This window comes from Herminiimonas sp. NPDC097707 (assembly GCF_044761395.1).
Taxonomy (GTDB): domain Bacteria; phylum Pseudomonadota; class Gammaproteobacteria; order Burkholderiales; family Burkholderiaceae_D; genus Oxalicibacterium.
In genome coordinates this window covers 2301102-2324070 of sequence record NZ_JBIWCI010000001.1, presented here as the reverse complement: position 1 = coordinate 2324070, position 22969 = coordinate 2301102, and the positions used below count along the sequence as shown (strand labels likewise).

The window sequence follows — 22969 nt, the reverse complement described above, 5'->3', positions numbered from 1 at the left end:
ATCTAGTCAGTGTCGGTATCCTGCCGGGCCGAGACGACTGTGTAGCTGAACAGGATCGCGCCGAAGGCGCAGATGGCGGCGAGTATGAGCAGGGTGCCAGTGTAGCCGCCGGTTGCCGAATACAAAAGAGATGCCACGAACGGGCCCGCGGCAATGGCGATCATCACGGGTGCCGCCATTGCGCCGCTGACCGCACCGTAAATTTCACGTCCGTACAATTCAGCGAGCAAGGTGCCGCGCACGATGGTCATCACGCCATTGCCGATGCCGTACATCGCAGCAAAGAAAACGTAAATCACGAACCATTCGGTAGGTGCGAATAACAGGGCTAGCGCCAGCGGCAGTAGCCACATCGCAATCATCCCGACCTTGTGTGAACTCGTGTTGCGCCCAAACGTGGTTTCCAGGATGCGCCCCAATACCTGCATCGGCCCGATCATTGCACCGATCGCCGCCGCATGCGTGGGCGAGATACCCTTGCTTTGCAGGATGGACATCAGGTGCAGGGACATTGCAGAAAACACCAGCGCATTGAACGTGACGGCAGAGGTAATCAGATAGAAACGTCGCTCCCGCAGAATCACCGCCAGCCCGGCCTTGTGCGTGTTCCGGTGTGTGCGTGCATCGACTGCCGGAGAAAATGCCGGCAGCCGCCAGTGGAGCGGGAAGCACAGCAGCAGATTGACCGCAGCAAAAATCAGCCAGGTATTCCGCCAGCCGACATGATCGGATAGCGCCTGCGTCAGCGGCCAGAACACCGTACTCGCAAATCCGCCGAACAGCGTCACCATCGTAATCGCGCGACGATAACCGTTGCCGAACACTTGCGTGAGCACCGCAAATGCAGACTGATACAGCGTCGCACTCATCGCCACGCCTATGCCTGCCCAAGCCAGGTACAGTGTCAACACATTATGCACATTGGACAGCAAGGCCAGCATCAGCGCCGCCAGCAAACTGCCTGCAGCCATCAACAGCCGCCCGCCTATGCGATCGACGATAGACCCTGCCAGCATCGAGAGGCAACCGGATATCAGCAACGCGACCGAATACGCGCCGACCACGACAGAGCGCGAAGTTTGTAGCTCCGCTTCCATCGGCTGCATCAGTACGCCATAGGCGTAAAACATCGAACCCCACCCGATAATTTGCGTGAGGCCCAGCGTAGGGATGAGCCAGATTGGCTTGCGGTCAGCAGCGTTCATGCATCAGTTTATTCGTGGCAGCCTTGATGTTTGATGGGCGATGCGATCTGCCCATCATAACCGGCGCCGCGATTCATGCCTCCGGTTCGGCTGGCGTCGGCCTTATCTGCGCATGCCGGAACCTGACTGACGACAAAATTCGACCCCGCCTCTCCGCTCCTTGCGCGGCATTTTTGTCTTATTCACCCACGAAGCTAGCTGGCCGACTTCTTCTCCGCAGCCCGCTTGCGCAAAGTCGTGACATTCTCACCCGCGATACCCCAGTTATCCGTATCCACCTCATCGATGATGACAAAGGTGGTGGCCGGGTTCTTGTTCAGCACCCGACTGAGCAACTCGGTCGCGCCTTCAATCAGCGCCTGCTTCTGTTCGGCTGTGACGCCTTCACGTGTGATGCGGATATTGATGTATGGCATGGTGAGTTCCTCTGGGTTTGAGTAAACAATCAGCAATCACATTCTTGTATCTGACGCTGCTGTTGCGACAAATGCAAAGAATAGCTTTTTCAGGGAAAGGCTGCTGAGGCAAACAATTCAGAAGATGTGTCGGGGATTTTCACGCTGGCGCGCAACGGGCAGGCCTAGTACAAACGCATCGCTTCATTGTCGAGAAGGATATACAGAATGGCGATCTGATCGAACTGGAGGCGCGCTTTTGCAAGGATGGCATCCGTCGTGATAACGAGTGCCTATGTTCCAGTTTTACAGGTTTGATCGTTTTGTTCAGTTGCTTAGCGCACATTAGTGTTGAGTAGAGGCTCTAATCTAAAATCTGGCGAGAGCCTTATTTTTTTTGACACAATGCAGCTAGCAAGGCGCCGTCTTTTGGAAGGTGCGTAAAAAACTGAGGTGGTTGGAATCCTGAAGATGCCGTTCTTAATGTTGCTAGTGAAACGGGATTTTTTATGCGCTTTGCATCCGATAAGGCAAGGGCAAACCCTTTACTTCTTTCTTGAAAATATTCAAAGAATTCTTTGCTCGTCAAACCGGATTCTTTAGAAAACTTTCGCCACAATGTGGACGGCGCTAATGAATAGGAAGCATCAATCGTCGCTTTTCCTACGACAGCACCAACTGGCATTTTCACGTAAATCCACACGGTGGTATTTGCATCGACGTGCATGGTTCGACTTCTAAACTCAAACTTCTTTTTTCCGGACAGTATGTTTTCAGCGTGACGAGGCTCAAGCGAAATCAAAATATGCTTTTCATCAGTCACGTTTCATACCTTCGGAGAGAATTCTTTGTAATTGACGGTCATTGATACGGTGCGTAGTAATTAAGTCTGTCGGGCTCCCGCAACCGATGGCTTGCAGAATACTGAGTTGTACTGGATTTGGAAAGGGGAATAGATTATCAAATACTGTAACGGTTTTAATTTTTGATTGGCCGATAGCTTCTAATCCGGTTGAATCAAGCACTGATGGATCCAGATCGGATGCCTCTAACGTTTCTTGGGTTTTTAAGTAAGCATGCTTTACTCGTGCGATTGCAACAATCGCCCCAGCGCCCCGTTCTTTCAATGTCTCGTAAAAGAGAATTGCCGTACCTCGACTGAACATGGGTAACGTTTTTGGACTGCTGAGGTAGTGCTTTTCTTGATATAGAGCAGCTCTTGCCATGGGTAGAAATGACATTTGTGGCGAATGGCCCAGCAGAGGCTCGGAAAAACTTTTTTTGATTGGAGTAATAACTGCATTGCGCCCAGGAAGGCAAAATAGAGCTGGTGAAAGTAAAGTTTCGAGGGAGTCGATTGAGATATAGACTTTATTTCCGTCCGGAGTGAACAATTCTATTTGCTGATCTACATCTCGAAAGATTGGTGGATTTTCAGGTAATCGCAAATTTCCCGCTGAAAGTAGTTCGTTTTTGCAAGTTGTCCAATTGGACTCGGTAACTATTCGCCCTAATACTAGTTTGCTTAGGGATGACGGAATAGGTGTTGAACGAAAACCCAATGAAGAGGCAACCTCACGAACATATACTTGCTGTTGAGGATATTCCAGCTTAACTTTTGAGGCTTTTTGGGCCGGAACTTGATTTAGAAAGAATTTAAGTAAAACTCTAGTGGCATTTAAAGAATTCGCAGCAGATTCATCTATTGCTATCTTTGCGTTTACACCACCATCTGGCGACCAAGCTGGCCAAGTCAAATAGCCTAAGAGCCGACCGCTATCCCAAACCCCTTGTTTTGTGAAAACTCTGCCACTTGAATCTGGGCAGCCCCATCCGGACATAACAGATGAGCCTGTTACTTTTAGCTTCGCCAGAAGTTCATAAACTTTCGGTTCATCAGTAGTAGTGACCTGACCCAGAGTTAATGTATCTGATGAAGTTTCGAAAGCAGTTCCAGTTGAGCTTGTTGAACATGTCTGTTTGAAAGCAGTTGGCGAAACAACTTCTATTTCATATTGTGCTTTCAGCTTAGCGGAGGCATTCAGAATGGCGGCATCATTAGTAATAAAGCCGGTGAGACGATATTGGATCGCCGTAGCCAAATGACGCAAATCCGATTTGTCATTTTCAGTTAAGCCCTGTTCATTTTTGACAGGAAATACAAATGACGCTAATTCCTCTAGTAAAAATTCCCATTGGTTGGTGGTTTGAAATTGAAAGGTTGGGAAAATACGTGCATAGGATTGCATCTGATCTGTGCGGCCGATAGTGGCGGTTCTTTGAAGCTCTTTACTCAGCTCTGAACTAATTGCAAACTTAAAACTTCCCATGCGTTCAGTTTGAAATAAGTCGATTGTCTCTTCATGTCGATCTCTGCGAGGAGAAAGATCGAACAAGACGTTTAGATCGAGTAAGTAAATTGGGATTTCGTTATTGATTACGTCGAGCCCTAGTGGATTGCTAGTTGATACACCACTCAAAGGAAAAAGCTGCAGAGAGGGAAGTTCATGGCTTCGTACTAAGATTGTTCGTTTTCTTGCATTTCCACCTGGTTCAATGCGTTGCACGTAAAAATGTCTTTTTTCCCAAAAGGCGTTCGCATCAATTAGATCTTCCGCAACACGAGCATAGATAGAAATGTATTCAAATTGCGTTAGCGTCGCTTTCATTTGATTCAAAAGGATGGTTGCGACGCCTTTCTGACGGTAGCTCGAAAATGACAGCATTTGAAGGACGCTGGCGCGGGGATACGAACAATTGAAAAGCAAGTGGCCGGCGTAGATAGCATTGCCGGCGTCATCCCAGTCAATTGCCACATAGAGTTGGTCTTTGCTCGCATATTCATGGAAAACGCTGGCCGGGAAAAAGCCAAGTGCTTTTCTGTGTTGATCCGCAGCCTTCGTTACCTCGTTTAGCCATGGCGCTACATCTATATACTTTTTAAGTACGGTCAGACGGCTCAGCTCTTCTTTCAATTTTGTCCCCAAGTGCACATTTCACAATTATTGTTTTATGGTTGTTGGTAAGCATCATGACAGAAAGTAACTAGTTAGCGAAAGGTCGTTGTCGTAGTGAATCTATGGGGGTTTGTGGCGCTTTCTAAGCCCTGCCAAGCATTTTCTGTAAATGGAGTGCTTCAACAGAGTAAACTCCGTCCCATCTTTCGCATTTCCGCGATCCGAACATACTAGTGAGCCACCATGTCTGACCCATCCTTCCCCCTATTTTCCGACCTTAACCTGAGCGAACCGCTGCTGCGCGTGCTGAAAGAGCTGGGTTACGAGGCGCCGTCGCCTATTCAGGCGGCCACGATTCCGCTGCTGCTGAATAACAGCGATGTGCTGGGGCAGGCGCAGACAGGTACCGGTAAAACGGCGGCTTTTGCCTTGCCTATCCTGTCGCGTATCGATATCAAACAGACCACGCCGCAGGCTTTGGTGCTGGCGCCTACGCGTGAGCTGGCGATCCAGGTGGCGGAAGCTTTTCAGCGTTATGCGACGCATATTCCCGGTTTTCACGTGTTGCCGATTTACGGCGGCCAGAGTTATGGCGCGCAACTGAGCGCCTTGCGCCGTGGCGTGCATGTGGTTGTTGGTACGCCGGGTCGCGTGATCGACCATCTGGAAAAAGGCTCGCTCGATCTGTCGAAATTGAAGACGATGGTGCTGGATGAGGCCGATGAAATGCTGCGCATGGGCTTTATCGACGATGTGGAAACGATCCTGCAAAAAACGCCGGAATCGCGCCAGACCGCATTGTTCTCCGCAACCATGCCGTCCGCCATCAAACGCATCGCCACGACTTACCTGCGCGATCCGGAAATGATTACCGTCGCCGCCAAGACCGGTACCGCCGACAATATCCGCCAGCGTTACTGGCTGGTCAGCGGCATGCAGAAGCTTGAAGCGCTGACACGTATCCTCGAAGCGGAAACCTTCGACGGCATGATCATCTTTGCTCGTACCAAGCTGGGTACGGAAGAACTGGCGAGCAAATTGCAGGCGCGCGGTTTCTCCGCTGCGGCGATCAATGGCGATATTCAACAGCAGCAACGCGAGCGCACGATTCAGCAATTGAAAGACGGCAAGATCGATATTCTGGTGGCGACCGATGTGGCCGCCCGCGGCCTGGACGTTGAGCGCATCAGCCACGTTATCAACTACGACGTGCCGCACGATCCGGAAAGCTATACCCATCGCATCGGCCGTACCGGCCGCGCCGGTCGTAGCGGTGAAGCAATCCTGTTCATCGCGCCGCGTGAACGAAATCTGTTGAAAGCCATCGAGCGCGCCACGCGCCAGCCTATCGCCGTGCTGGAATTGCCTAGCGTCGAAGCGGTTAACGATGTGCGTATCTCGAAATTCAAGGATCAGATTGCAGAAACTATTGCGGCTGGCGGACTGGAAGTATTCCATTCGCTGATCGAAGATTACGAACGCGAACACAATGTGCCGGCGGTCGAAATCGCTGCAGCGCTGGCTAAAATGGCACGTGGCGATGTGCCGCTGGTGATCGACAAGAACAAGCCGGCGCCACGTGAGTCGTGGGGCAGCGACAAGCCGGTATCCGGTGGTCGTTTTGAACGTGCTGAACGCTTTGACAGGAATGAAAGATCGGACAGGCCGGAGCGCTCGGAAAGATTCGAGCGTCCTGAACGCGCAGAACGCAGCGAACGTTCGGCGGCGCCACGCAAGGAGCGCGTCGCACGTGCGCCGGATGAAGGCATGCAAACTTTCCGCATCGAAGTCGGCCATGCGCACGGCGTCAAGCCGGGCAATATCGTCGGCGCGATTGCGAATGAAGCGAATCTCGATTCCAAATACATCGGCCGCATCGAAATCTACGACGATTACAGCACGCTCGATCTGCCGAACAGCTTGCCGTCCGACATGCTCGATCACCTGAAAAAAGTCTGGGTCGCCGGTCAGCAATTGAACATCACTGCCGATGGCCAAGCGGCATCGTCTGCATCATCCGCGCCTGCGCCTAAAAAAGCAGCGCCAGCGCAAGTGCCATTCTCGGACAGGCCGGCGCGCAGCGATTTTGCCGCGCATTTTGACAAACCTGCGCAGTCGGAATCGAGAGAGCGTCCTGCACGCACGGAGCGGCCAGCACCTGCCGCACCGCTTGCAGCGGCACCAGCTCCGAAGAAAGAACATTTCGAGAGCGACGAGCCGATGGTGAAAGAGCCTGGCGCGCAAAAGAAAGAGCGCACTGCACAGAAAAAAGCGGGCGCAGTTGAGATGGAGGCTTTCCGTATAGAGGTTGGTCACGATCACGGCGTAAAGCCGGCCAACATTGTCGGCGCGATTGCGAATGAAGCAGGACTCGAAGCCAAGTACATCGGCCGCATCGAAATCTTCGAGCGTCACACCCTGCTCGACCTGCCTGCGGGCATGCCGGATGAAGTGTTCGATCAACTTAAAAACGTTTCCATCTCGGGCAATCCTTTGCGTATCAGCCATTCCGGCTTGCGTCCTATGGAAGAAAAGACCTTGGACAAGCGCGTAACGATTGCAGCGCCAAGCAAAGGCGGCGACCGTCGTGTGGCCGACAAGGCGCGTGGCGGTAAACCGGTGTCGAAACGCGCAGCGGTCGCTAGCGGTAAATCCTTCGATGCACCACGTTCGGCACCAAGATCAGCTACCGGCCCTTCCGGCAAGCCGATGATCAAACTGGGCAGCAAAAGGAAGTAAGCGGCATTGCTGAAGTAAAAAAGAGGACGAAATTTTCGCCCTCTTTTTTTGCTCGTTAAAGCACTGCCACCTTGAAATGAGTATGCCGAAGGCATGCAGCTTCATCCTTATGGCATTTATCTGGCATCATTTTGTCTATGAAATTAAAAGAAACCGGCGGCTTTATTACACACCTATTTTTGCGTAACGTAGTTGATGATGGGTATCGACCTCACATGAGTGCCGCTGCATGCTGATGGCCGGTGCATGGATCATGTTGCCTGCCGTGCTGTTGATCGGTGGGCTGATAGGCGCCAGTGGTATAGGCGGTGTATTGCTGGTTCCGGTGCTGACCAATTTTGGCGCTGTTTCATTGCCGCAGGCAATTGCAGCGGCATCTCTGGGATTTGCATTGCCGGCGCTGGTTGCCTTGAAGCCTATGCTGCGCCAGCGGGAATTGGTCATCCGCTGTATCCCACTGCTGATAGGCGCCTTGGTCGGTGCCGTTGTCGGCGCGCTGACCGTGCACTGGCTGTCTGCCAGGACGTTGATGATGGGTGTCATGCTGCTGGTTCTGTTCGCCGGATGGCGCGGATTGCAATCGCCGGCTATCGCTGCAAAACCTGCTGATCCCCTGAACATTCCGGTTTTGTTCGTGATGGGTGTACTGGTCGGATGCGGATCGGCACTTACCGGTACCGGCGGTCCGGTATTGATCATTCCGCTTTTGATGCTGATGCACCAGCCTGTTTCATTCGCCATCGTTGCGGCGCAAGCCATCCAGTTGCCGGTAGCGCTCGCCAGCAGTGCAGTCCATGCACTGGAAGGGCGGCTCGATTTCCGGCTTGCGCTCATTGGCGGCTTGCTCATGCTGATAGGAGCGTTTTTCGGGCAGCGTGCTGCGGCCGGATTGGATGTGCGGCAACTACAGCGCATGGTGTCCATAGTGCTGCTCGCTGTAGGCGGCTGGTTCGCATGGGTATTGCTGGCCTAATCCATAGGCCTCACATTTATCGGATGCCGCTTGTCCCGTAAGTGTGTGACAGATGAAACAACCCTATCCCATAAAGCAGAAACCTGCGCTATGATAAGAAATCACTCGCGAGGTAACGATGGATTTCTTCCTTTACGCCGTATGCTGTGTTGCGCTGCCGCTCTGGGTATTCGGCGGCCTCTACCTTGCTGTCGATATCGTTGATCATCTCAAAAAACGCAGCGTCAAAAAATAAGCAGTTATTCGATACGTTTGACTCGCTCAGGTCGGCGAACGATCTTCGCCTGGGAATGTAATCGCGCCCAGAATAACCAGTACGCACAATGCTCCCAATGCCTGCAGCATCAAGGTAAATCCGCCGTGTTCGTGTAGCGATGCGACCAGTCCGACTGATGCGCCCGCAGCAGTAAATCCGAGAAAGTAACGCAGGGAGTAAGCACGGGCGCGCCATTCGTCGCTGGTGTATTTTCCTATCATGGCGTCATTGACTGTCACTTGTCCAAAGGTGCCGATGATGATGCCGATGCAGACCAGTATCAGCGGAATGCCGGACAAGGCCGCACCGAAGAAAAGCAGTGGCGCAAGCAGTAGCGCGAGTGGCAGGAACACGGTCTTGAGCGAATGTTTGTCTAGCAGATGGCCGATGGTGTATTGCGCGAATGCGCCGAACATATACGTACCTGCAACGATCACGCCGAGCAATGCGGTATTGCTCGTCAGATCAGACAGGCGTTCAGAAAATAATTTTGGCAAGGCGACGGTGATTGCATTAAAAGTCGTGGAGCTGGCGATGATGGTGATGACGAGTGCGGCGATGACGCGCCACATTGCTTCTTTCGATACGCGGGCGGAGGCATGACTGCTCGCCTTGCGACTGCCGCGTGCTTCATGTTTGACCTTGCCTGCGAAGAAAACGCCAATCGCGATTGCCGCCAGCCCCGGCAACGCAAATGCCCAGCGCCAGCCTATGTATTCGCAAACGACGCCTGTAACGAACGCCGACGATGCCACGCCAAAATTGCCCCACACACCGTTGATACCGACTTCCCGCCCGAGCTTGTCGGCATGCGAAACCAGCATTGCGGTACCCACCGGATGGTAGATCGCGGCGAACAGGCCGACTGCCAGCAGAGCGATACTGAGTTGTTGCGGCGTCTGCGTTAAGCCCACGGACATCATTGCCAGGCCGATGCCGATAAAGAAAATCACCATCATGTGGCGTCGGCTCCAGCGGTCGCCCAGCCATCCTGTGAGCAGAGAGCCGGCACCGAACGCGATAAAGCCGGGCGTCGCATACGGCAGCAAGTCGGCATAGCGCATGTCGAAAACCGGCGCCATCACGATGACCGCTGCAGCGAACACCAGCATGGCGTAATGATCGATGAAGTGAGCGATGTTGATGTAGGCGATGACGGTGCGAGGATTGTTCACGAACAGGACCTTTCCAAAAAGAGTGCGCTTAGGTTAATCTGACTGTTCATCGACTGGCAGACAATTAACATCGCTTAGGCGCCAAATTGAGACGTGTTTTTGGAATGCATGGGGAATAAATGATCATCGGCGCCACCTCTTATCCGCGCGGCACCCACCTGGGATTGCACGTGCATCGCGAGGCGCAACTGCTGTTCGCTTCCAGCGGCATCATGCAGGTGACGACCCCCAAAGGCCGGTGGCTGGTGCCGTCTGCGCGCGCAGTCTGGCTACCGCCGGGTATCGAGCATGCGGTCGATGTGCTGGCCGATATCGAAATGCGTGCGCTGCTGGTTCCTGCAGATTGGCTTGCAAAACATCCTGAAGCGCCAAGATTGGCGCACGAGTTTGTGGTCGCAGTCGGGCCGCTGCTGCGCGAAGCGATCCTCGCAGCGTTCAAGCAGGACTCGCATCCCAAACGTCTCGATTTGCTGATCGAACTTGCATTGTTTGAGCTCGCGGAGGATGAGGATGCGGCGACGTTCATGCCTTTGCCCACCGATCCGCGCGCACGTCGCGTTGCCGATATGATCCTGGCCGACCCCGCCAGCAACCTCGAACTGGAAATATTCGCACACACCGTCGGCGCATCGGCGCGCACGATCACGCGATTGTTTCCGGCAGAAACCAATCTGACATTCAAGGAATGGCGACAACGTGCACGCATCATGGCTGCGGTGGAGGCGCTGGGCAGCGAGCCGACGTCGATCAAGCAAATTGCGGCGCAACTGGGCTTTAGCAGCGTTGCTGCATTCGGTCATGCATTTCGCCAGATCATGGGGATGACGCCTGGCGAAATGGTGCGGCGGTCGGGTGGAAAGAATTGAGGGAGGTATTGCGCAAGACTTGTGCAATACCCCGGAACAAATATGTGCGACTTCCTTATGCCGACATCAATGACACGTGTGCTGCGACTATGCGCCAGCCTTGCGGCAGCCGCAGCCAGGTATGGCTTTGGCGCCCGATGCGCACTTCACCCTTGCGCGTGAATTCGGTATTGGCAGTGGCGTAGTCGCGACCGTAGGTGGTGATGACGGTGTTCATCAAGTCACGTTCCAATCCCTTCGATGGACGTGCCAGTCGAAACGCGCGTATTGCTTCGTAACCGAGAAGATTTTCTCCGGCGCCGTAACGCAGTGTCGAAGGATTGTTCCAGAATAATTCATCCAGCACGGCGACATCATTGCTCGTTAGCGCTGCTTCATAACGCATGAATGCAGCAGTCACTTCGGCAACGACGTCAGGCAAATTGATTTCATGTTCCATATAGTCAGAAGAAAAATAGGGCTAGCCCTATTGTGATTGTTTCCGCGTTGCGCGAACCAGAGTCTGCGCTGCGTTGAGGAGATCGCCTTTGGTAACGGCGGCGTCAACAGATATGCCGCAGCATCCGGCTTCCTCTCTGTGTTGCGGATCGGCTGTTTCGTCCTGATCTTCCCGTACCGTCATTGATTGCCTGATCGCATATTCCAGGATGGTCAGGCGTTCGATTAAATCATCTTGTTCCATGCATTTCTCTTGTTTTTCGTACTTTCAGCTCGCCGTTAACTAGCCGGCGACAGCAGCGGCAATAGCCATGCCGATGTCTGCAGTTTTTGCATTGCCGCCCAGATCGGGAGTGCGCGGACCATGTGCCAGGACGTTCTTGATGGCATCGAGTATCGCATCGTGCGCTGCGCGTTGCCCAAGAAAATCCAGCATCAGTGCGCCAGACCAGATCATGGCGATCGGATTGGCGATGTTCTGGCCGTAAATGTCAGGCGCAGAACCGTGCACCGGCTCGAACAGGGACGGGAATATGCGTTCCGGGTTCAGATTGGCCGATGGCGCCAAACCCATGGTCCCGGTGCATGCGGGGCCGAGGTCGGACAGGATATCGCCGAACAGATTGGATGCGACGACGACATCGAAGCGATCCGGTTGCAGGACGAAGCGCGCGGCAAGGATATCGATATGCTGTTTATCTACTGTGATGTCCGGATAATCTTTGGCCATATTGTCTGCGCGAGAATCCCACCATGGCATGCTGATCGCGATGCCGTTGGATTTGGTTGCGACAGTCAGGCGTCGCCGTGCACGGCTTTGCGCCAGCTCGAACGCATACTTCAATATGCGGTCGGTCCCCCTGCGTGAAAATGCCGATTGCTGTAGCACGAGTTCACGCTCGGTTCCTTCGTACATGATGCCGCCGATTGCTGTGTACTCGCCTTCGGTGTTCTCGCGCACCACATAAAAATCGATATCGCCCGGCTTGCGATTGGCGAGCGGGCAAGGCACGCCTTCGAACAGGCGCACCGGTCGCAAATTGACATACTGATCGAATTCACGCCGGAACTTCAGCAGCGAACCCCATAGAGAGACATGGTCGGGCACGGTGGCCGGCCAGCCGACCGCACCGAAATAAATGGCATCACAGCCTTGCAGCTGCTGCTTCCAGTCGTCGGGCATCATCTTCCCGGTTTGCGCGTAGTAGTCGCAACTGGCCCATGCTATGTGCTTGTATTCGAGGTGTATGTCGAAGCGCTTTGCTGCGGCATCCAGCACACGCAAGCCTTCAGGGATGACTTCTTTGCCGATACCGTCGCCGGGGATGATCGCGATGTTGAATGATGGGTTCATGTGTAATTAAAAATCAGAAATTTAAAATTAAACTACTTGAAGGGCCGTTATTCGGGACCGATGATGTGCTCGTCATTGTATTCATTTCTGACACATTGAAGCGCGGGCATGGCTGCAGATGCATCATTGATCGCATAGAGCTGTCATCAAAACAAGTATATGAAATCTACCTTGACTGATGGAGTATCTAGACCTAATCTGATTCTCTGCAGTATCTGAAGTGCACAAGAAAGAAGGTAACCCATGTTACTCACATCTTTTCGTTTATTTTCAGGACTACTGATTTCCCTGCTCTTCGCGGCTCCTGCCGCGGCTCTGGCGCAGGATGTCGTGCTCGGTGCATCGGTGCAGTTGACCGGGCCGGTTGCCAATACCGGGCGCTATTACCGCGATGCCTATCAACTTGCGATCGACAAGATCAATACCGCAGGTGGTGTCAAAATCGCTGGCCAGCCACATCGACTGGCACTGAAGCTGTATGACAATCAGTCCGACGTCAACCTGAGTGTGCGTCAGTACACGCAATTGATCACGCAGGACAAAGTCAATCTTCTGCTCGGGCCGTTCGCCAGCAATTTTGCACTGGCCGATTCTGCCGTGTCGGAAAAATATAAAGTGCCGATGGTGCAGGGTGGCGGTGCTTCCGACCAGATTTTCACGCGCCAATTCAAATATATTTTCGGCACCTTGGCACCCGCCAGTAATTATTTCGGCAGCACGATAGACATGTTGAAAGTGCTGAAGCCAGTGCCGAAAACAGTAGCACTGCTGTATGCCGACGATGCGTTCGACGTATCGGTGGCGGAGGGCACGCGGCCGAAACTGAAGCAGGCCGGTTTTAATATCGTGATGGATGAGCGCTACAGCACGAATGCCACTGATTTCAATTCCCTGCTGTCGCAAATCAAAAGCAAAAATGTCGATGTCGTTCTGGTGGCCGGGCACGAAACCGAAATTCTGAATTTCGTACGGCAAGCCAAGAGCCTGGCAGTGGCACCGAAGATCTACTCATTTACCGTTGGCGTGCCCAGTGAAGATTTCCGCAAGGCACTCGGTTCGGATGCTGATTACGCATTCGGCATGACGGCGTGGTTGCCATCGCCATTGCTTAAAGATCGCTGGTTCGGTGATGCTGCGCAGTTCGCGAAAGAGTACAAGGCCAAATATGGCTACGATCCCGATTACCATGCCGCCTCCGGTGTGGCCGATGTAGAAGCGCTGGTGCAGGCGATGGAAGATGCCAACAGCATGGATCCGCAGAAAGTGCGCGATGCGCTCGCGAAGGTGAAATTCGACAGCCTGTATGGCCCGATTGCCTTCAATCAAAACGGACAGATAGATTTGCCGCAGGTAGTGATTCAAGTGCAAGGCAATGATCTGGTCGAAGTCTACAACGCGAAAGGTTTTGTCAAGCAACCGAAATATCCGATGCCGGCCTGGAATGCGCGTAAGTAAGGGCGGCCTGCCATGGACCTGCTCGCGCAAATCCTCGTCAACGGGGTACTGTTAGGTGGACTGTATGCCGTGATGGCGCTTGGCCTGGCGCTGGTGTGGGGTGTGCTCAACATCGTCAATCTGGCACACGGCGCATTCATCATGCTGGGCGCCTACGCTTCCTGGTATCTCTACACTTACCTGCATATCGACCCCTTCGTCGGCTTGCCGCTCACTGCGCTGGTCATGTACGCATTCGGCTATGTATTGCAGCGCGGCCTGCTGAATCTGGTCATACGCGCGCCGATGTTCAATACCCTGCTGATCACCTTCGGGCTGGAAGTGGTATTGACCTATCTGGCACAAATCATGTTCTCGGCCGATTTCCGCACGATCAATCCCAGCTATGCCGGTAACAGTCTGCAATGGGGGCCGGTTGTCGTGCCGGTGGTACGACTGGCCGCTTTTGGCGCTGCCATTATATTGACGGTGGGTATGTGGCTGTTCTTGCTGCATACACGGCTTGGCATGGCGATTCGTGCCACTGCGCAAAACCTGCTGGCGGCGCGTCTGTACGGGGTTGAGCCACGTCATCTGTATGCCACCACCTTTGCGCTCGGTCTTGCGCTGGCCGGTGCTGCCGGCGGATTGTATGGCACCGTGTCGCAGATCAATCCCTACATAGGTGCCACGCTGACTGCCAAGTCGTTCGCGATTGCGATTATCGGCGGCCTCGACAATCCGCTTGGGGTACTGGTTGGCGGCTTGTTTCTGGGGATAGTGGAATCGCTGACGGCGCTTTATATCGGCCCGACGTATTCCGATGTCGCCAGTTTCGGTATTCTGGTGTTGGTACTGATACTGCGTCCTAGTGGTTTGTTGGGGAGAGCCGCGTGAAAGGATTGCGCATCGCTTTGGTCGTGGTCGCAGTAGTGATTCTGGCTGGCGTGCCTTGGTACGGTTCAGACGTGCTGGTGCAGTTTGGCATCAACGCCTTGTTGCTGGCGGTGCTGGCACAGGGCTGGAATATCATCGGCGGCTATACCGGTTACGCGTCGTTCGGCAACTCCGTGTTCTTCGGTCTGGGTAGTTATGGCGTGGCGATTGCGATGGTGCAATGGCATCTGCCGTTCGGTGTCGGAATGGTGTTCGGTGTGGTGCTGGCGGTGCTATTCGCGGTACTGCTGGGTTTGCCGGTGCTGCGTCTGCGCGGTCACTATTTCGCGATTGCGACGCTGGCCCTGTCGCAGGTGATGACGGCCATCGTTTCCAACATCAGTGTGGCCGGCCAGAATATCGGCCTGGTGTTGCCGCCACTGAATAACGATCCCTTGTTTTACGAATTGTCGCTGGGTTTGCTGGCGATCACGACGCTGACGATTTTCTGGCTGACGCGCAGCCGCTTCGGTTTTGGCTTGATCGCGATACGCGAAAACGAAGAAGGTGCCGCCGTGATGGGCGTCAACACCACCTTGTACAAGGTATTGGCGTTCGCGCTGTCGGGTGTATTCAGTGCGCTGGCCGGCGGCATACACACTTACTGGATCACCTTTCTTGATCCGGTGAGCGCCTTCGATATCAGCCTCAACGTCAAGATGATCATCATGGCGGTGTTCGGCGGCGCCGGGACAATATTCGGACCTATCGTCGGCGCCTTGTCGCTGTCCGCCATTTCAGAAATTCTGTCGAGTGAAGTGACCAGCATTGCCGGCCTGTTCTTCGGCATTGTGATTGTCGTCGCGGTAGTGTTGATGCCGCGTGGGCTGGCCGACATGTTGCGGCGTTTTCGCAAGGTCGGCTGGCGCTATTTCATTGAAAACATTCGATCGCATCGACTATGAGCACGCTACTGGAAGTTCGCAATGTAACCAGGCGCTTTGCCGGTCTGATCGCCGTCAACGACGTCGACTTCTCCTTGGCGGAAGGTGAAATCCTCGGCTTGATCGGCCCCAACGGTGCCGGCAAGACCACGCTGGTCAGTCTGATCAGCGGCACGCTGGCTCCCAGCTCCGGCGATGTGCTGTTTCAGGGTGAGTCGATTACTGCTGTGCCGGCGTATCGCCGGGCGCGATTAGGCATCGGCCGCACATTTCAAATCATGCGGCCGTTTCCGGGTTTGTCGGTGTTGGACAATGTCGCCGTCGGCGCCTTGTTCGGACGCGGCGGCGGGCAAGCGAAACTGGGGCTGGCACGTGAACAGGCGCGCGCCTGTCTCGATTTCGTCGGTTTGGGGCGCAATGTCGATCAGCGCGCAGATGAACTCGGCGGCCCGGGGCGCAAGCGTCTGGAGTTGGCGAAAGCGCTGGCGATGCAACCGAAAGTTTTGCTATGCGATGAAGTGATGGCGGGCCTGAACCATGTCGAAATTGAAGAAGTGATCGAGGTCATCCGCAAGGTGCGGTCGCAAGGCATCAGCATTCTGGTGATCGAACATGTGATCAAGGCAATCAAGAGCTTGTCCGATCGTTTGCTGGTGCTGCATCACGGTGAAAAAATCGCCGAAGGTACGCCGGATGCGGTGCTGTCGGATCCGGCAGTGATCCAGGCGTATCTGGGAAGGAAGCGCGAATGAATGCCGTGCTAGATGAATCGCATGAGGAGAAGCACGAGATGCTGCATCGTGCGCCCTTGCTGAAAGTCGAAGGACTGTCCGCCGGCTATGGCGAAATGCCGGTGCTGCATGACATTGCCCTGGAAATCTACCAAGCAGAAATGGTCGCCCTGGTCGGTAGCAACGGCGCCGGCAAGACGACGCTGCTGCGAGCGCTGTCGCGCATGCTGGCCTGCAGCGGCAGCATCCAGTTGAGCGGGCGTGAACTGGTGAACATGACGCCGGATCAGGTATTTGCCCTCGGTCTGGTGCAGGTGCCGGAGGGGCGTCAGCTATTCGACCGGATGTCGGTGCAGGACAATCTGCTGATGGGAAGTTACAAGCGTCGCGACAAGGCGGAACTGATGCGCGATCTGGGGCGCATGTATGCCTTGTTCCCGCGTCTGGCAGAACGGCGGCGGCAACTGGCCGGAAATATGTCGGGCGGCGAACAGCAGATGTGTGCGATGGCGCGTGCCCTGATGGCCAAGCCGGTCTTGATGATGATCGATGAAATGAGCCTCGGTCTGGCGCCGGTAGTGGTGAATCAGCTGATGGATATACTGGCTGCGATACAGCGTGATGGTGTGACGGTGCTATTGGTCGAACAGGATGTGCAACTGGCCTTGTCTGGAGCCGATCGTGGCTACGTGATGGAAACCGGTCGCATTGTGCATGAGGGCTTGGCCAGGGTGCTGATCGATGATCCAGCGGTACAGCGTGCTTATTTGGGTGTTTAGTTGTGCTGTTGCCGCAAGATGTTTCAGCATTTGGCAGATCAGTTGTTGTTCTCGGCAATTAAAGTCGGAGACTAATTGTTAGAGAAGTACAACAAGACTACTGAATTTGCGCTGGAAAAATCCGCAACAGAATATTGCTTGTTTGTTCAAGTGAGATTTGCTTCCTCTTTATCCTTCCAGTTTCCTGCGTAATCAAGCTTGTCGTACGGCCATACACCCCTCCAATTCCAGTGCACGCAAATCAATGTGCATTCGTTTCAAAGTAGGCTGCTTACCCCAATTTCTGCTCATCCTGACAAGTCGAATTGTGTTTAAGCATGGACAGTTTCCGTTGCACATCAACAATGAAAAGTTGAAAAATAAACTCTCATGTTGAAAAAGTGCAAAGAAATCCTAGACTGAAAATGCAATCACAACAGGAGAATAAAATGTTCACACACATCTTACTTCCGACCGATGGTTCTCCTTTGTCTGAAATTGCCATTCAAAAGAGCATATCGCTCGCCAAGACTCTGGGCGCCAAAGTGACCGGTTTGTATGTCATTCCGGAATACCATACCTTCACATGGCAGGCTGAAATGCTGGCAGATAGTAGTGGAGATTTTGCGAAATACGGTTTGGCTCACGCAGAGAAATTTCTGTCCGTGATCCGCGACCAGGCGAAAGAAGCCGGCGTAACAGCAACATTGCTGCATGTAATAAATGAACATCCCTATGAGGCGATCATTAAGGCTGCAGAAGATGAGCAATGCGATTTGATCACGATGGCATCGCATGGTCGCAAGGGTATTCAAGGATTTCTAATTGGCAGCGAAACTCAAAAGGTTCTCGTACATAGCAAAATACCTGTTTTGGTGTATCGATGAGTATTTCGAGAGATGCTCAATCGTTTGGATATCTCCTGACCATCTTGACAAGCAGGATTGCATTCTGAATGCGGAGCAATGTTGAATGCAAATTATGCGGCTAAGTGAATCAGTTTTCGATGCAAATCAACAAGCACTGGCGCTTTGCGATTCTCCCGACTGCAGTGCCCATAAAAAATGGCTAGAACAATCATTGTCCTAGCCATTTTTTGTTTCAGACTTGCTGTCTTAAACTTTAATTGTTGTGAGCAGCACGTGTCGCCCAGGAATGCCTGTCTACTCAACCGTGACTGATTTTGCCAGATTACGAGGCTTGTCAACGTCGGTGCCGCGTGCCAGCGCGGTGTGATACGCCAGTAATTGCAACGGAATCACATGCAGAATAGGCGACAGCAAGCCGTAATGTTCCGGCAGGCGAATCACGTTCAGGCCCGGACCTGAAGTAATACGTGAATCGCCATCGGCGAAGACGTAGAGTTCTCCACCGCGTGCACGCACTTCCTGCATATTGGATTTTAACTTTTCAATCATCGAGTCGTTCGGGGCGATGGTGACGACCGGCATTTCTTCCGTGACGAGTGCGAGCGGGCCGTGTTTGAGCTCGCCAGCCGGATACGCTTCGGCGTGGATGTAGGAAATTTCCTTGAGTTTGAGTGCGCCTTCGAGTGCGATTGGATAGTGGATGCCGCGACCGAGGAACAGTGCATTTTCTTTGCGGGCAAAGGCTTCTGCCCACGCGATGATCTGCGGTTCCAGCGCGAGTACGGAGCCGATGGCAACTGGCAGATGACGCATTTCTTTCAGGAAGGATGCTTCTTTTTCTTCGCTCAGACGACCTTTGACTTGTGCTAGCGCTAGCGTCAACAGGAATAGCGCGGCCAGTTGCGTGGTGAAGGCTTTGGTCGAGGCGACACCGACTTCGACTCCGGCACGCGTGATGTAGGCTAGTGCGCACTCACGCACCATCGCACTGGTGGCGGAGTTGCAGATCGTCAGTGTGTGTTGCATGCCTTGTGCTTGTGCATGACGTAACGCGGCTAGCGTGTCGGCGGTTTCACCGCTTTGCGAAATGGTGACGACCAATGTGTTCGGATTCGACACACTGACGCGGTAGCGGTATTCGCTGGCGATTTCGACATCGCAGCGGACGCCGGCGATGGCTTCTATCCAGTACTTGGCGGTCATGCCGGAGTAGTAGCTGGTGCCGCAAGCGAGGATCAGAACCGAGTCGATTTTTCTGAATGTGGCAAATGCCTGGTCGCCAAAAATATCCGGCGTGATGGCGCTGATGCCTTCCAGCGTGTCGGCGATGGCGCGCGGTTGCTCGAAGATTTCCTTCTGCATGTAATGACGATACGGGCCAAGCTCGACGGCGCCGGTGTGAGCATGCACGGTTTTGACTTCGCGTTCTACTTGCTTACCGTTGGCATCAACGATCCATACGCGTTGCAGTTGGAGGTCAACGACATCACCTTCTTCCAGATAAATGATCTGGTCGGTGGTGCCAGCCAGTGCCAATGCGTCGGAAGCGAGAAAGTTTTCGCCGTTGCCGACGCCGACGATCAGCGGCGAGCCACGCCGTGCACCGACCACGCGATGCGGTTCATCGCGACTGAAGACGGCGATTGCAAATGCACCTGCCAGTCGCTTGGCGGCCATTTGCACCGTTTCGAACAGATCGCCTGTATAGAGGTGATCGACCAGATGGGCGATGACTTCGGTATCGGTCTGGCTTTCGAACACATAGCCGATCGCTTCCAGTTCGGCGCGTAATTCGTCATGGTTCTCGATGATGCCGTTGTGGACGAGCGCGATGCGGTCGCGCGAAAAATGCGGATGTGCATTGTGCGAGGCAGGTGCGCCATGTGTGGCCCAGCGTGTGTGTGCAATACCGGTAAAGCCGGCTAATTGCGTTTTCTCGATCTGTTTTTCCAGTTCGGCTACGCGCGCGGTGCTACGTGCGCGTTGTAGCTGGCCGTCTACATGCAAGGCCACGCCACAGGAATCGTAGCCGCGATATTCAAGGCGCTTGAGTCCTTCGACCAGAATGGGGGTGATGTTACGTTGAGCGACTGCGCCGACGATACCGCACATGACTTACCTCGTGTATTTGGAATGGATGGGCAAATACTAGTGGAATGGGTGTGAAATAAGATTTCTAAATTTAATCATTATTGGTATAGTATTTCTTGAGTCATTGGGCGTGAAATATAAATTCAAATACATGGAGTATTTTTTAAATGAGCGATGAGGCAGTGGTGCTGGATGAATTGGATCGTCGCATCCTGAATGCATTGCAGGCGGATTCATCACAGACCAATAACGATTTGGCGATTGCGGTGCATGCTTCGCCGCCGACTTGCCTGCGTCGCGTGAAGCGTATGGTGGAGGCGGGCGTGATCGAGCGGCAGGTCGCCATCGTGGCGCCGCAGATGGTGGGTGCGCGCCTGACAGCGATAGTGGAAATCACCCTGGATAATCAGGCCGCCGAGCGGCAAGTGGAATTCGAGGCCTTGGTGGCGAATGAGAGTGCGGTGCTTCAGTGCTATCGCGTATCGCCGGGATCTGACTTCGTGCTGGTAGTGCAGGTGGCGGATATGCCGGCTTATCATGCGCTGGCACATCGTCTGTTCGCTGCGCATGCGAACGTACGTAACGTCAAAAGCTTCTTCTCCATCCATCGCAGCAAGTTTGAAACACGTATTGATGTCTGATACGTCTCTCTTGTACTTGCTCTCTTAAGTCAGAACATTTCCAGAAACTGTTTTGCCGCAGCCGACAAACGCTGGCCCTTGAGCCAGGTAATCGCGACGGCCGATTCCAGCTTGCAGTCGGTAATTTCCATCATGTGTAGCGCTGTGCTGGGTTTGAGCGCGGCAGCTGAGCGCGGAATGATGGCAGCCCCCAGACCCAATTCCACCAGCGTCAGCAGTGCCATGACATTGTCGCTTTCGCAGAATACTGTGGGTTCGACTTTGGCTGCACGCAACGCATCCCACACCATGTCGTGACAAAAAATGCCTTGCTGACGCTGCATCAGCAACAGCGGTTCACGCGCCAGTTCCGGTAATGTGATGGTCGGAGGTTTCAACTGCCCTTCGCTTGCGCGCACGACGGCAACCCAGGGTTCCTTGAGTAGCGGCTTGAGTTCGTAAGTGTTGCTGTCGATCGGCAGGCGTACGATGCCGACCTCGATCACACGCGAATTCAGCAATTCCAGCACGCGATAGGTATTGCCTTCGCGCCATTGAAAATTAACGTCCGGGTAGTGTGCGTGAAAGTCGGCGATGCGTGACGGCATGTACAGATGGCCGATGCCGGGCGGACTGCCGATCGCCAGCGTGCCGCGTAAGCCCTGATCAAATTCGCGGATTTCCTTCGTTGTCGTATCGACCAGGCCGACAATCTGTTCAGCGCGCTGATACAAAGCGTGGCCGGCTTCGGTCAGGCACAGGCTTTTGGTATTGCGCTCTATCAGTTGTACGCCGAGTTTTTCTTCCAATATTTTCAATTGCAGGCTGAGCGGCGGCTGCGCCATGTGCAGACGTTTGGCCGCACGGCTGATCTGGCCTTCTTCGGCTATGGCCATGAAGTATTTGAGTTGCCGGATATCCATTACACATCCTTGAAATTGGAATTTTTCATATTTTATAGGTATGAGTAATCTATAAATATAGTATTTTCATTATGATTGATGCGCGCATAGACTGTTTTCATCAAATGAAATTCAGAGGAGCAGATGGTGCGTAAATCAACGGTCTGGATCATGGCCATTACCGGCGGCGTGGTAGTCGCCAACAATTATTACAATCAGCCGCTATTGGTCGAGTTTGCACGCACGTTTGGTGTGACGGAAAAATCGGCCGGCGCAGTGGCGGCCCTGACGCAATTCGGTTATGCGTTTGGCATGCTGCTATTTCTGCCCTTGAGCGACATGCTGGAAAGACGTCGCCTGATTCGCGTCATGCTGCTGGCATCGACTTGCGCATTGCTTGCGACTGCATTGGCACCATCGATATCCCTGTTAATTGCGGCCGGGTTTGCGGTCGGTTTCACTAGCATCGTGCCGCAATTGATGACGCCTTTCGCCGCACAGTTGGCGGAACCAAAAGAGCGCGGAGGCGTGGTTGGAATAGTGATGGGCGGTTTGCTGACCGGCATTTTGCTGTCACGCACGATTGCGGGTTTTGTCGGCGCATATCTGGGTTGGCAGGCAATGTATTGGATCGCCGCTGTATTGATGATTGCATTGTTCTTTTTGGTGGGGCGTACCTTGCCGCAAGGGCCGCCGACTTTTCACGGTAGTTATAAATCGTTGTTGCAGTCGATGTGGGTATTGGTGCGCACGCAAGCAGTGTTGCGGGAGACATCGCTAGTGGCAGCGCTGCAGTTTGCCGCCTTCAGCGCATTCTGGACGACGCTGGTATTTCATGTGCACAGTTTGTCGCAGGCATACGGCAGTGATGTTGCCGGCATGTTTGGAATCGTCGGCGTGGTGGGCGCAATTGCTGCTCCGTATGCCGGTAAATTATCGGATCGCAGCAGCGCCCGTTTGACGGTGATGTTAAGCAGTGTCGCTTTCATTGCGGCCTATCTGGTGTTTGGCGTCGTCGGCTACGGACTGCTCGGACTCGCTGCGGGTGTGGTGTTGCTGGATCTGGGTATGCAGTCCGGCCATGTTTCCAACATGACGCGCAACTTTGCGTTGAAAAGCGAAGCGATGGGGCGTGTGAATACTGTCTACAGCGTTACCCGTTTTATCGGCGGCGGCATTGGTTCTGTGATGGGCAATATTGCCTGGAATAACTGGCGCTGGCCCGGCGTGTGCGCGATGGGTTTTGCATTGTCGTTATTGGCAATTGGAGTACAACTGTATTTCGGCAGGAAATATACCGAAATGCATATTGCGCATTAAATAAAAAATCGGGCTTGAGCCCGATTTTTTATTTCAAAATTTCTTCTGAGCCTATTCCGTATGGTG

The 22969-nt window shown here is 53.7% G+C and carries 21 protein-coding genes; 11 read left to right on the top strand and 10 right to left on the bottom strand.

Features of this window, described 5'->3' with window-relative positions; translation table 11 throughout:
* Positions 1-2: 2 nt before the first annotated feature.
* The 4 genes from ACIQW9_RS11290 to ACIQW9_RS11275 form a co-directional block, all read right to left on the bottom strand.
* Complete coding sequence (locus tag ACIQW9_RS11290) at positions 3-1205, bottom strand: MFS transporter (protein ID WP_402336689.1); 1203 nt, start codon at positions 1203-1205, stop codon at positions 3-5.
* Positions 1206-1399: 194 nt separating this feature from the next.
* Complete coding sequence (locus tag ACIQW9_RS11285; protein WP_011872600.1) at positions 1400-1621, bottom strand: 2-hydroxymuconate tautomerase family protein; 222 nt, start codon at positions 1619-1621, stop codon at positions 1400-1402.
* Positions 1622-1988: 367 nt separating this feature from the next.
* Positions 1989-2423, bottom strand: a complete 435-nt coding sequence (locus tag ACIQW9_RS11280; RefSeq protein WP_402336685.1) for a transcriptional regulator — start codon at positions 2421-2423, stop codon at positions 1989-1991.
* Positions 2416-4575: a GNAT family N-acetyltransferase gene (locus ACIQW9_RS11275; protein WP_402336682.1), complete on the bottom strand. Its 2160-nt coding sequence runs from the start codon at positions 4573-4575 to the stop codon at positions 2416-2418. The genes ACIQW9_RS11280 and ACIQW9_RS11275 overlap by 8 nt, the downstream gene beginning before the upstream one ends.
* 225 nt (positions 4576-4800) lie before the next feature.
* Here ACIQW9_RS11275 and ACIQW9_RS11270 point away from each other — a divergent pair, with 225 nt between their 5' ends.
* Positions 4801-7296: a DEAD/DEAH box helicase gene (locus tag ACIQW9_RS11270; protein WP_402336680.1), complete on the top strand. Its 2496-nt coding sequence runs from the start codon at positions 4801-4803 to the stop codon at positions 7294-7296.
* 229 nt (positions 7297-7525) lie between these two features.
* Positions 7526-8269 (top strand): sulfite exporter TauE/SafE family protein, encoded by a 744-nt coding sequence (locus ACIQW9_RS11265; protein ID WP_402336677.1) that lies wholly within the window; start codon positions 7526-7528, stop codon positions 8267-8269.
* 261 nt (positions 8270-8530) lie between these two features.
* Here the strand turns inward: ACIQW9_RS11265 and ACIQW9_RS11260 are convergent, their stop codons facing one another.
* Positions 8531-9700 carry an MFS transporter gene (locus ACIQW9_RS11260; protein ID WP_402336675.1) on the bottom strand — a complete coding sequence of 390 codons (1170 nt, stop codon included), beginning with the start codon at positions 9698-9700 and terminating at the stop codon, positions 8531-8533.
* A gap of 119 nt (positions 9701-9819) precedes the next feature.
* On the opposite strand from ACIQW9_RS11260, the gene ACIQW9_RS11255 reads away from it, so the two are divergent.
* A complete protein-coding gene (locus tag ACIQW9_RS11255; protein ID WP_402336672.1) occupies positions 9820-10566 on the top strand; it encodes an AraC family transcriptional regulator in 747 nt (248 codons plus the stop codon).
* Positions 10567-10621: 55 nt separating this feature from the next.
* Here the strand turns inward: ACIQW9_RS11255 and hpxZ are convergent, their stop codons facing one another.
* The 3 genes from hpxZ to ACIQW9_RS11240 are packed head-to-tail and all read right to left on the bottom strand — an operon-like array spanning position 10622 to position 12358.
* Complete coding sequence (gene hpxZ, locus ACIQW9_RS11250; protein ID WP_402336669.1) at positions 10622-11005, bottom strand: oxalurate catabolism protein HpxZ; 384 nt, start codon at positions 11003-11005, stop codon at positions 10622-10624.
* Between the two features lie 27 nt (positions 11006-11032).
* Complete coding sequence (locus ACIQW9_RS11245; protein WP_402336667.1) at positions 11033-11248, bottom strand: hypothetical protein; 216 nt, start codon at positions 11246-11248, stop codon at positions 11033-11035.
* A gap of 39 nt (positions 11249-11287) precedes the next feature.
* The gene (locus ACIQW9_RS11240) at positions 11288-12358 is read right to left on the bottom strand and encodes a tartrate dehydrogenase (protein WP_402336664.1); all 1071 of its coding nucleotides are present in this window, start codon (positions 12356-12358) and stop codon (positions 11288-11290) included.
* A 243-nt stretch (positions 12359-12601) separates the two neighbouring features.
* Between ACIQW9_RS11240 and ACIQW9_RS11235 the strand changes: the two genes are divergently transcribed.
* The 6 genes from ACIQW9_RS11235 (at position 12602) to ACIQW9_RS11210 (ending at position 17988) form a co-directional block, all read left to right on the top strand.
* Positions 12602-13813: an amino acid ABC transporter substrate-binding protein gene (locus ACIQW9_RS11235; RefSeq protein WP_402336662.1), complete on the top strand. Its 1212-nt coding sequence runs from the start codon at positions 12602-12604 to the stop codon at positions 13811-13813.
* A gap of 12 nt (positions 13814-13825) precedes the next feature.
* Positions 13826-14689 (top strand): branched-chain amino acid ABC transporter permease, encoded by an 864-nt coding sequence (locus ACIQW9_RS11230; protein ID WP_402336659.1) that lies wholly within the window; start codon positions 13826-13828, stop codon positions 14687-14689.
* Positions 14686-15633, top strand: a complete 948-nt coding sequence (locus ACIQW9_RS11225) for a branched-chain amino acid ABC transporter permease (protein ID WP_402336657.1) — start codon at positions 14686-14688, stop codon at positions 15631-15633. Before ACIQW9_RS11230 ends, ACIQW9_RS11225 begins: the two co-directional genes overlap by 4 nt.
* Positions 15630-16364, top strand: a complete 735-nt coding sequence (locus ACIQW9_RS11220) for an ABC transporter ATP-binding protein (protein WP_402336654.1) — start codon at positions 15630-15632, stop codon at positions 16362-16364. The genes ACIQW9_RS11225 and ACIQW9_RS11220 overlap by 4 nt, the downstream gene beginning before the upstream one ends.
* Complete coding sequence (locus ACIQW9_RS11215; protein WP_402336651.1) at positions 16361-17122, top strand: ABC transporter ATP-binding protein; 762 nt, start codon at positions 16361-16363, stop codon at positions 17120-17122. The genes ACIQW9_RS11220 and ACIQW9_RS11215 overlap by 4 nt, the downstream gene beginning before the upstream one ends.
* Before the next feature lie 428 nt (positions 17123-17550).
* Positions 17551-17988, top strand: coding sequence for a universal stress protein (locus ACIQW9_RS11210; RefSeq protein ID WP_402336648.1), 438 nt, complete (start codon positions 17551-17553; stop codon positions 17986-17988).
* A 276-nt stretch (positions 17989-18264) separates the two neighbouring features.
* Here the strand turns inward: ACIQW9_RS11210 and glmS are convergent, their stop codons facing one another.
* Positions 18265-20082, bottom strand: a complete 1818-nt coding sequence (glmS, locus tag ACIQW9_RS11205) for a glutamine--fructose-6-phosphate transaminase (isomerizing) (RefSeq protein ID WP_402336646.1) — start codon at positions 20080-20082, stop codon at positions 18265-18267.
* Between the two features lie 146 nt (positions 20083-20228).
* On the opposite strand from glmS, the gene ACIQW9_RS11200 reads away from it, so the two are divergent.
* Entirely contained in the window at positions 20229-20702 is a 474-nt protein-coding gene (locus ACIQW9_RS11200; RefSeq protein WP_402336644.1) for an Lrp/AsnC family transcriptional regulator, read from the top strand.
* Between the two features lie 29 nt (positions 20703-20731).
* Here the strand turns inward: ACIQW9_RS11200 and ACIQW9_RS11195 are convergent, their stop codons facing one another.
* Positions 20732-21604, bottom strand: coding sequence for a LysR family transcriptional regulator (locus ACIQW9_RS11195; RefSeq protein WP_402336641.1), 873 nt, complete (start codon positions 21602-21604; stop codon positions 20732-20734).
* 123 nt (positions 21605-21727) lie between these two features.
* On the opposite strand from ACIQW9_RS11195, the gene ACIQW9_RS11190 reads away from it, so the two are divergent.
* The gene (locus ACIQW9_RS11190) at positions 21728-22903 is read left to right on the top strand and encodes an MFS transporter (RefSeq protein WP_402336639.1); all 1176 of its coding nucleotides are present in this window, start codon (positions 21728-21730) and stop codon (positions 22901-22903) included.
* Positions 22904-22969 lie beyond the last annotated feature (66 nt).

Excerpts from the sequence above, each read along its gene's own strand:
- ACIQW9_RS11290 (WP_402336689.1), bottom strand. The coding sequence starts at position 1,205 with ATGAACGCTGCTGACCGCAAGCCAATCTGGCTCATCCCTACGCTGGGC.
- ACIQW9_RS11285 (WP_011872600.1), bottom strand. The coding sequence starts at position 1,621 with ATGCCATACATCAATATCCGCATCACACGTGAAGGCGTCACAGCCGAA.
- ACIQW9_RS11270 (WP_402336680.1), top strand. The coding sequence starts at position 4,801 with ATGTCTGACCCATCCTTCCCCCTATTTTCCGACCTTAACCTGAGCGAA.
- ACIQW9_RS11265 (WP_402336677.1), top strand. The coding sequence starts at position 7,526 with ATGCTGATGGCCGGTGCATGGATCATGTTGCCTGCCGTGCTGTTGATC.
- ACIQW9_RS11255 (WP_402336672.1), top strand. The coding sequence starts at position 9,820 with ATGATCATCGGCGCCACCTCTTATCCGCGCGGCACCCACCTGGGATTG.
- hpxZ (WP_402336669.1), bottom strand. The coding sequence starts at position 11,005 with ATGGAACATGAAATCAATTTGCCTGACGTCGTTGCCGAAGTGACTGCT.
- ACIQW9_RS11245 (WP_402336667.1), bottom strand. The coding sequence starts at position 11,248 with ATGGAACAAGATGATTTAATCGAACGCCTGACCATCCTGGAATATGCG.
- ACIQW9_RS11240 (WP_402336664.1), bottom strand. The coding sequence starts at position 12,358 with ATGAACCCATCATTCAACATCGCGATCATCCCCGGCGACGGTATCGGC.
- ACIQW9_RS11235 (WP_402336662.1), top strand. The coding sequence starts at position 12,602 with ATGTTACTCACATCTTTTCGTTTATTTTCAGGACTACTGATTTCCCTG.
- ACIQW9_RS11230 (WP_402336659.1), top strand. The coding sequence starts at position 13,826 with ATGGACCTGCTCGCGCAAATCCTCGTCAACGGGGTACTGTTAGGTGGA.
- ACIQW9_RS11220 (WP_402336654.1), top strand. The coding sequence starts at position 15,630 with ATGAGCACGCTACTGGAAGTTCGCAATGTAACCAGGCGCTTTGCCGGT.
- ACIQW9_RS11215 (WP_402336651.1), top strand. The coding sequence starts at position 16,361 with ATGAATGCCGTGCTAGATGAATCGCATGAGGAGAAGCACGAGATGCTG.
- ACIQW9_RS11210 (WP_402336648.1), top strand. The coding sequence starts at position 17,551 with ATGTTCACACACATCTTACTTCCGACCGATGGTTCTCCTTTGTCTGAA.
- glmS (WP_402336646.1), bottom strand. The coding sequence starts at position 20,082 with ATGTGCGGTATCGTCGGCGCAGTCGCTCAACGTAACATCACCCCCATT.
- ACIQW9_RS11200 (WP_402336644.1), top strand. The coding sequence starts at position 20,229 with ATGAGCGATGAGGCAGTGGTGCTGGATGAATTGGATCGTCGCATCCTG.
- ACIQW9_RS11195 (WP_402336641.1), bottom strand. The coding sequence starts at position 21,604 with ATGGATATCCGGCAACTCAAATACTTCATGGCCATAGCCGAAGAAGGC.
- ACIQW9_RS11190 (WP_402336639.1), top strand. The coding sequence starts at position 21,728 with ATGGTGCGTAAATCAACGGTCTGGATCATGGCCATTACCGGCGGCGTG.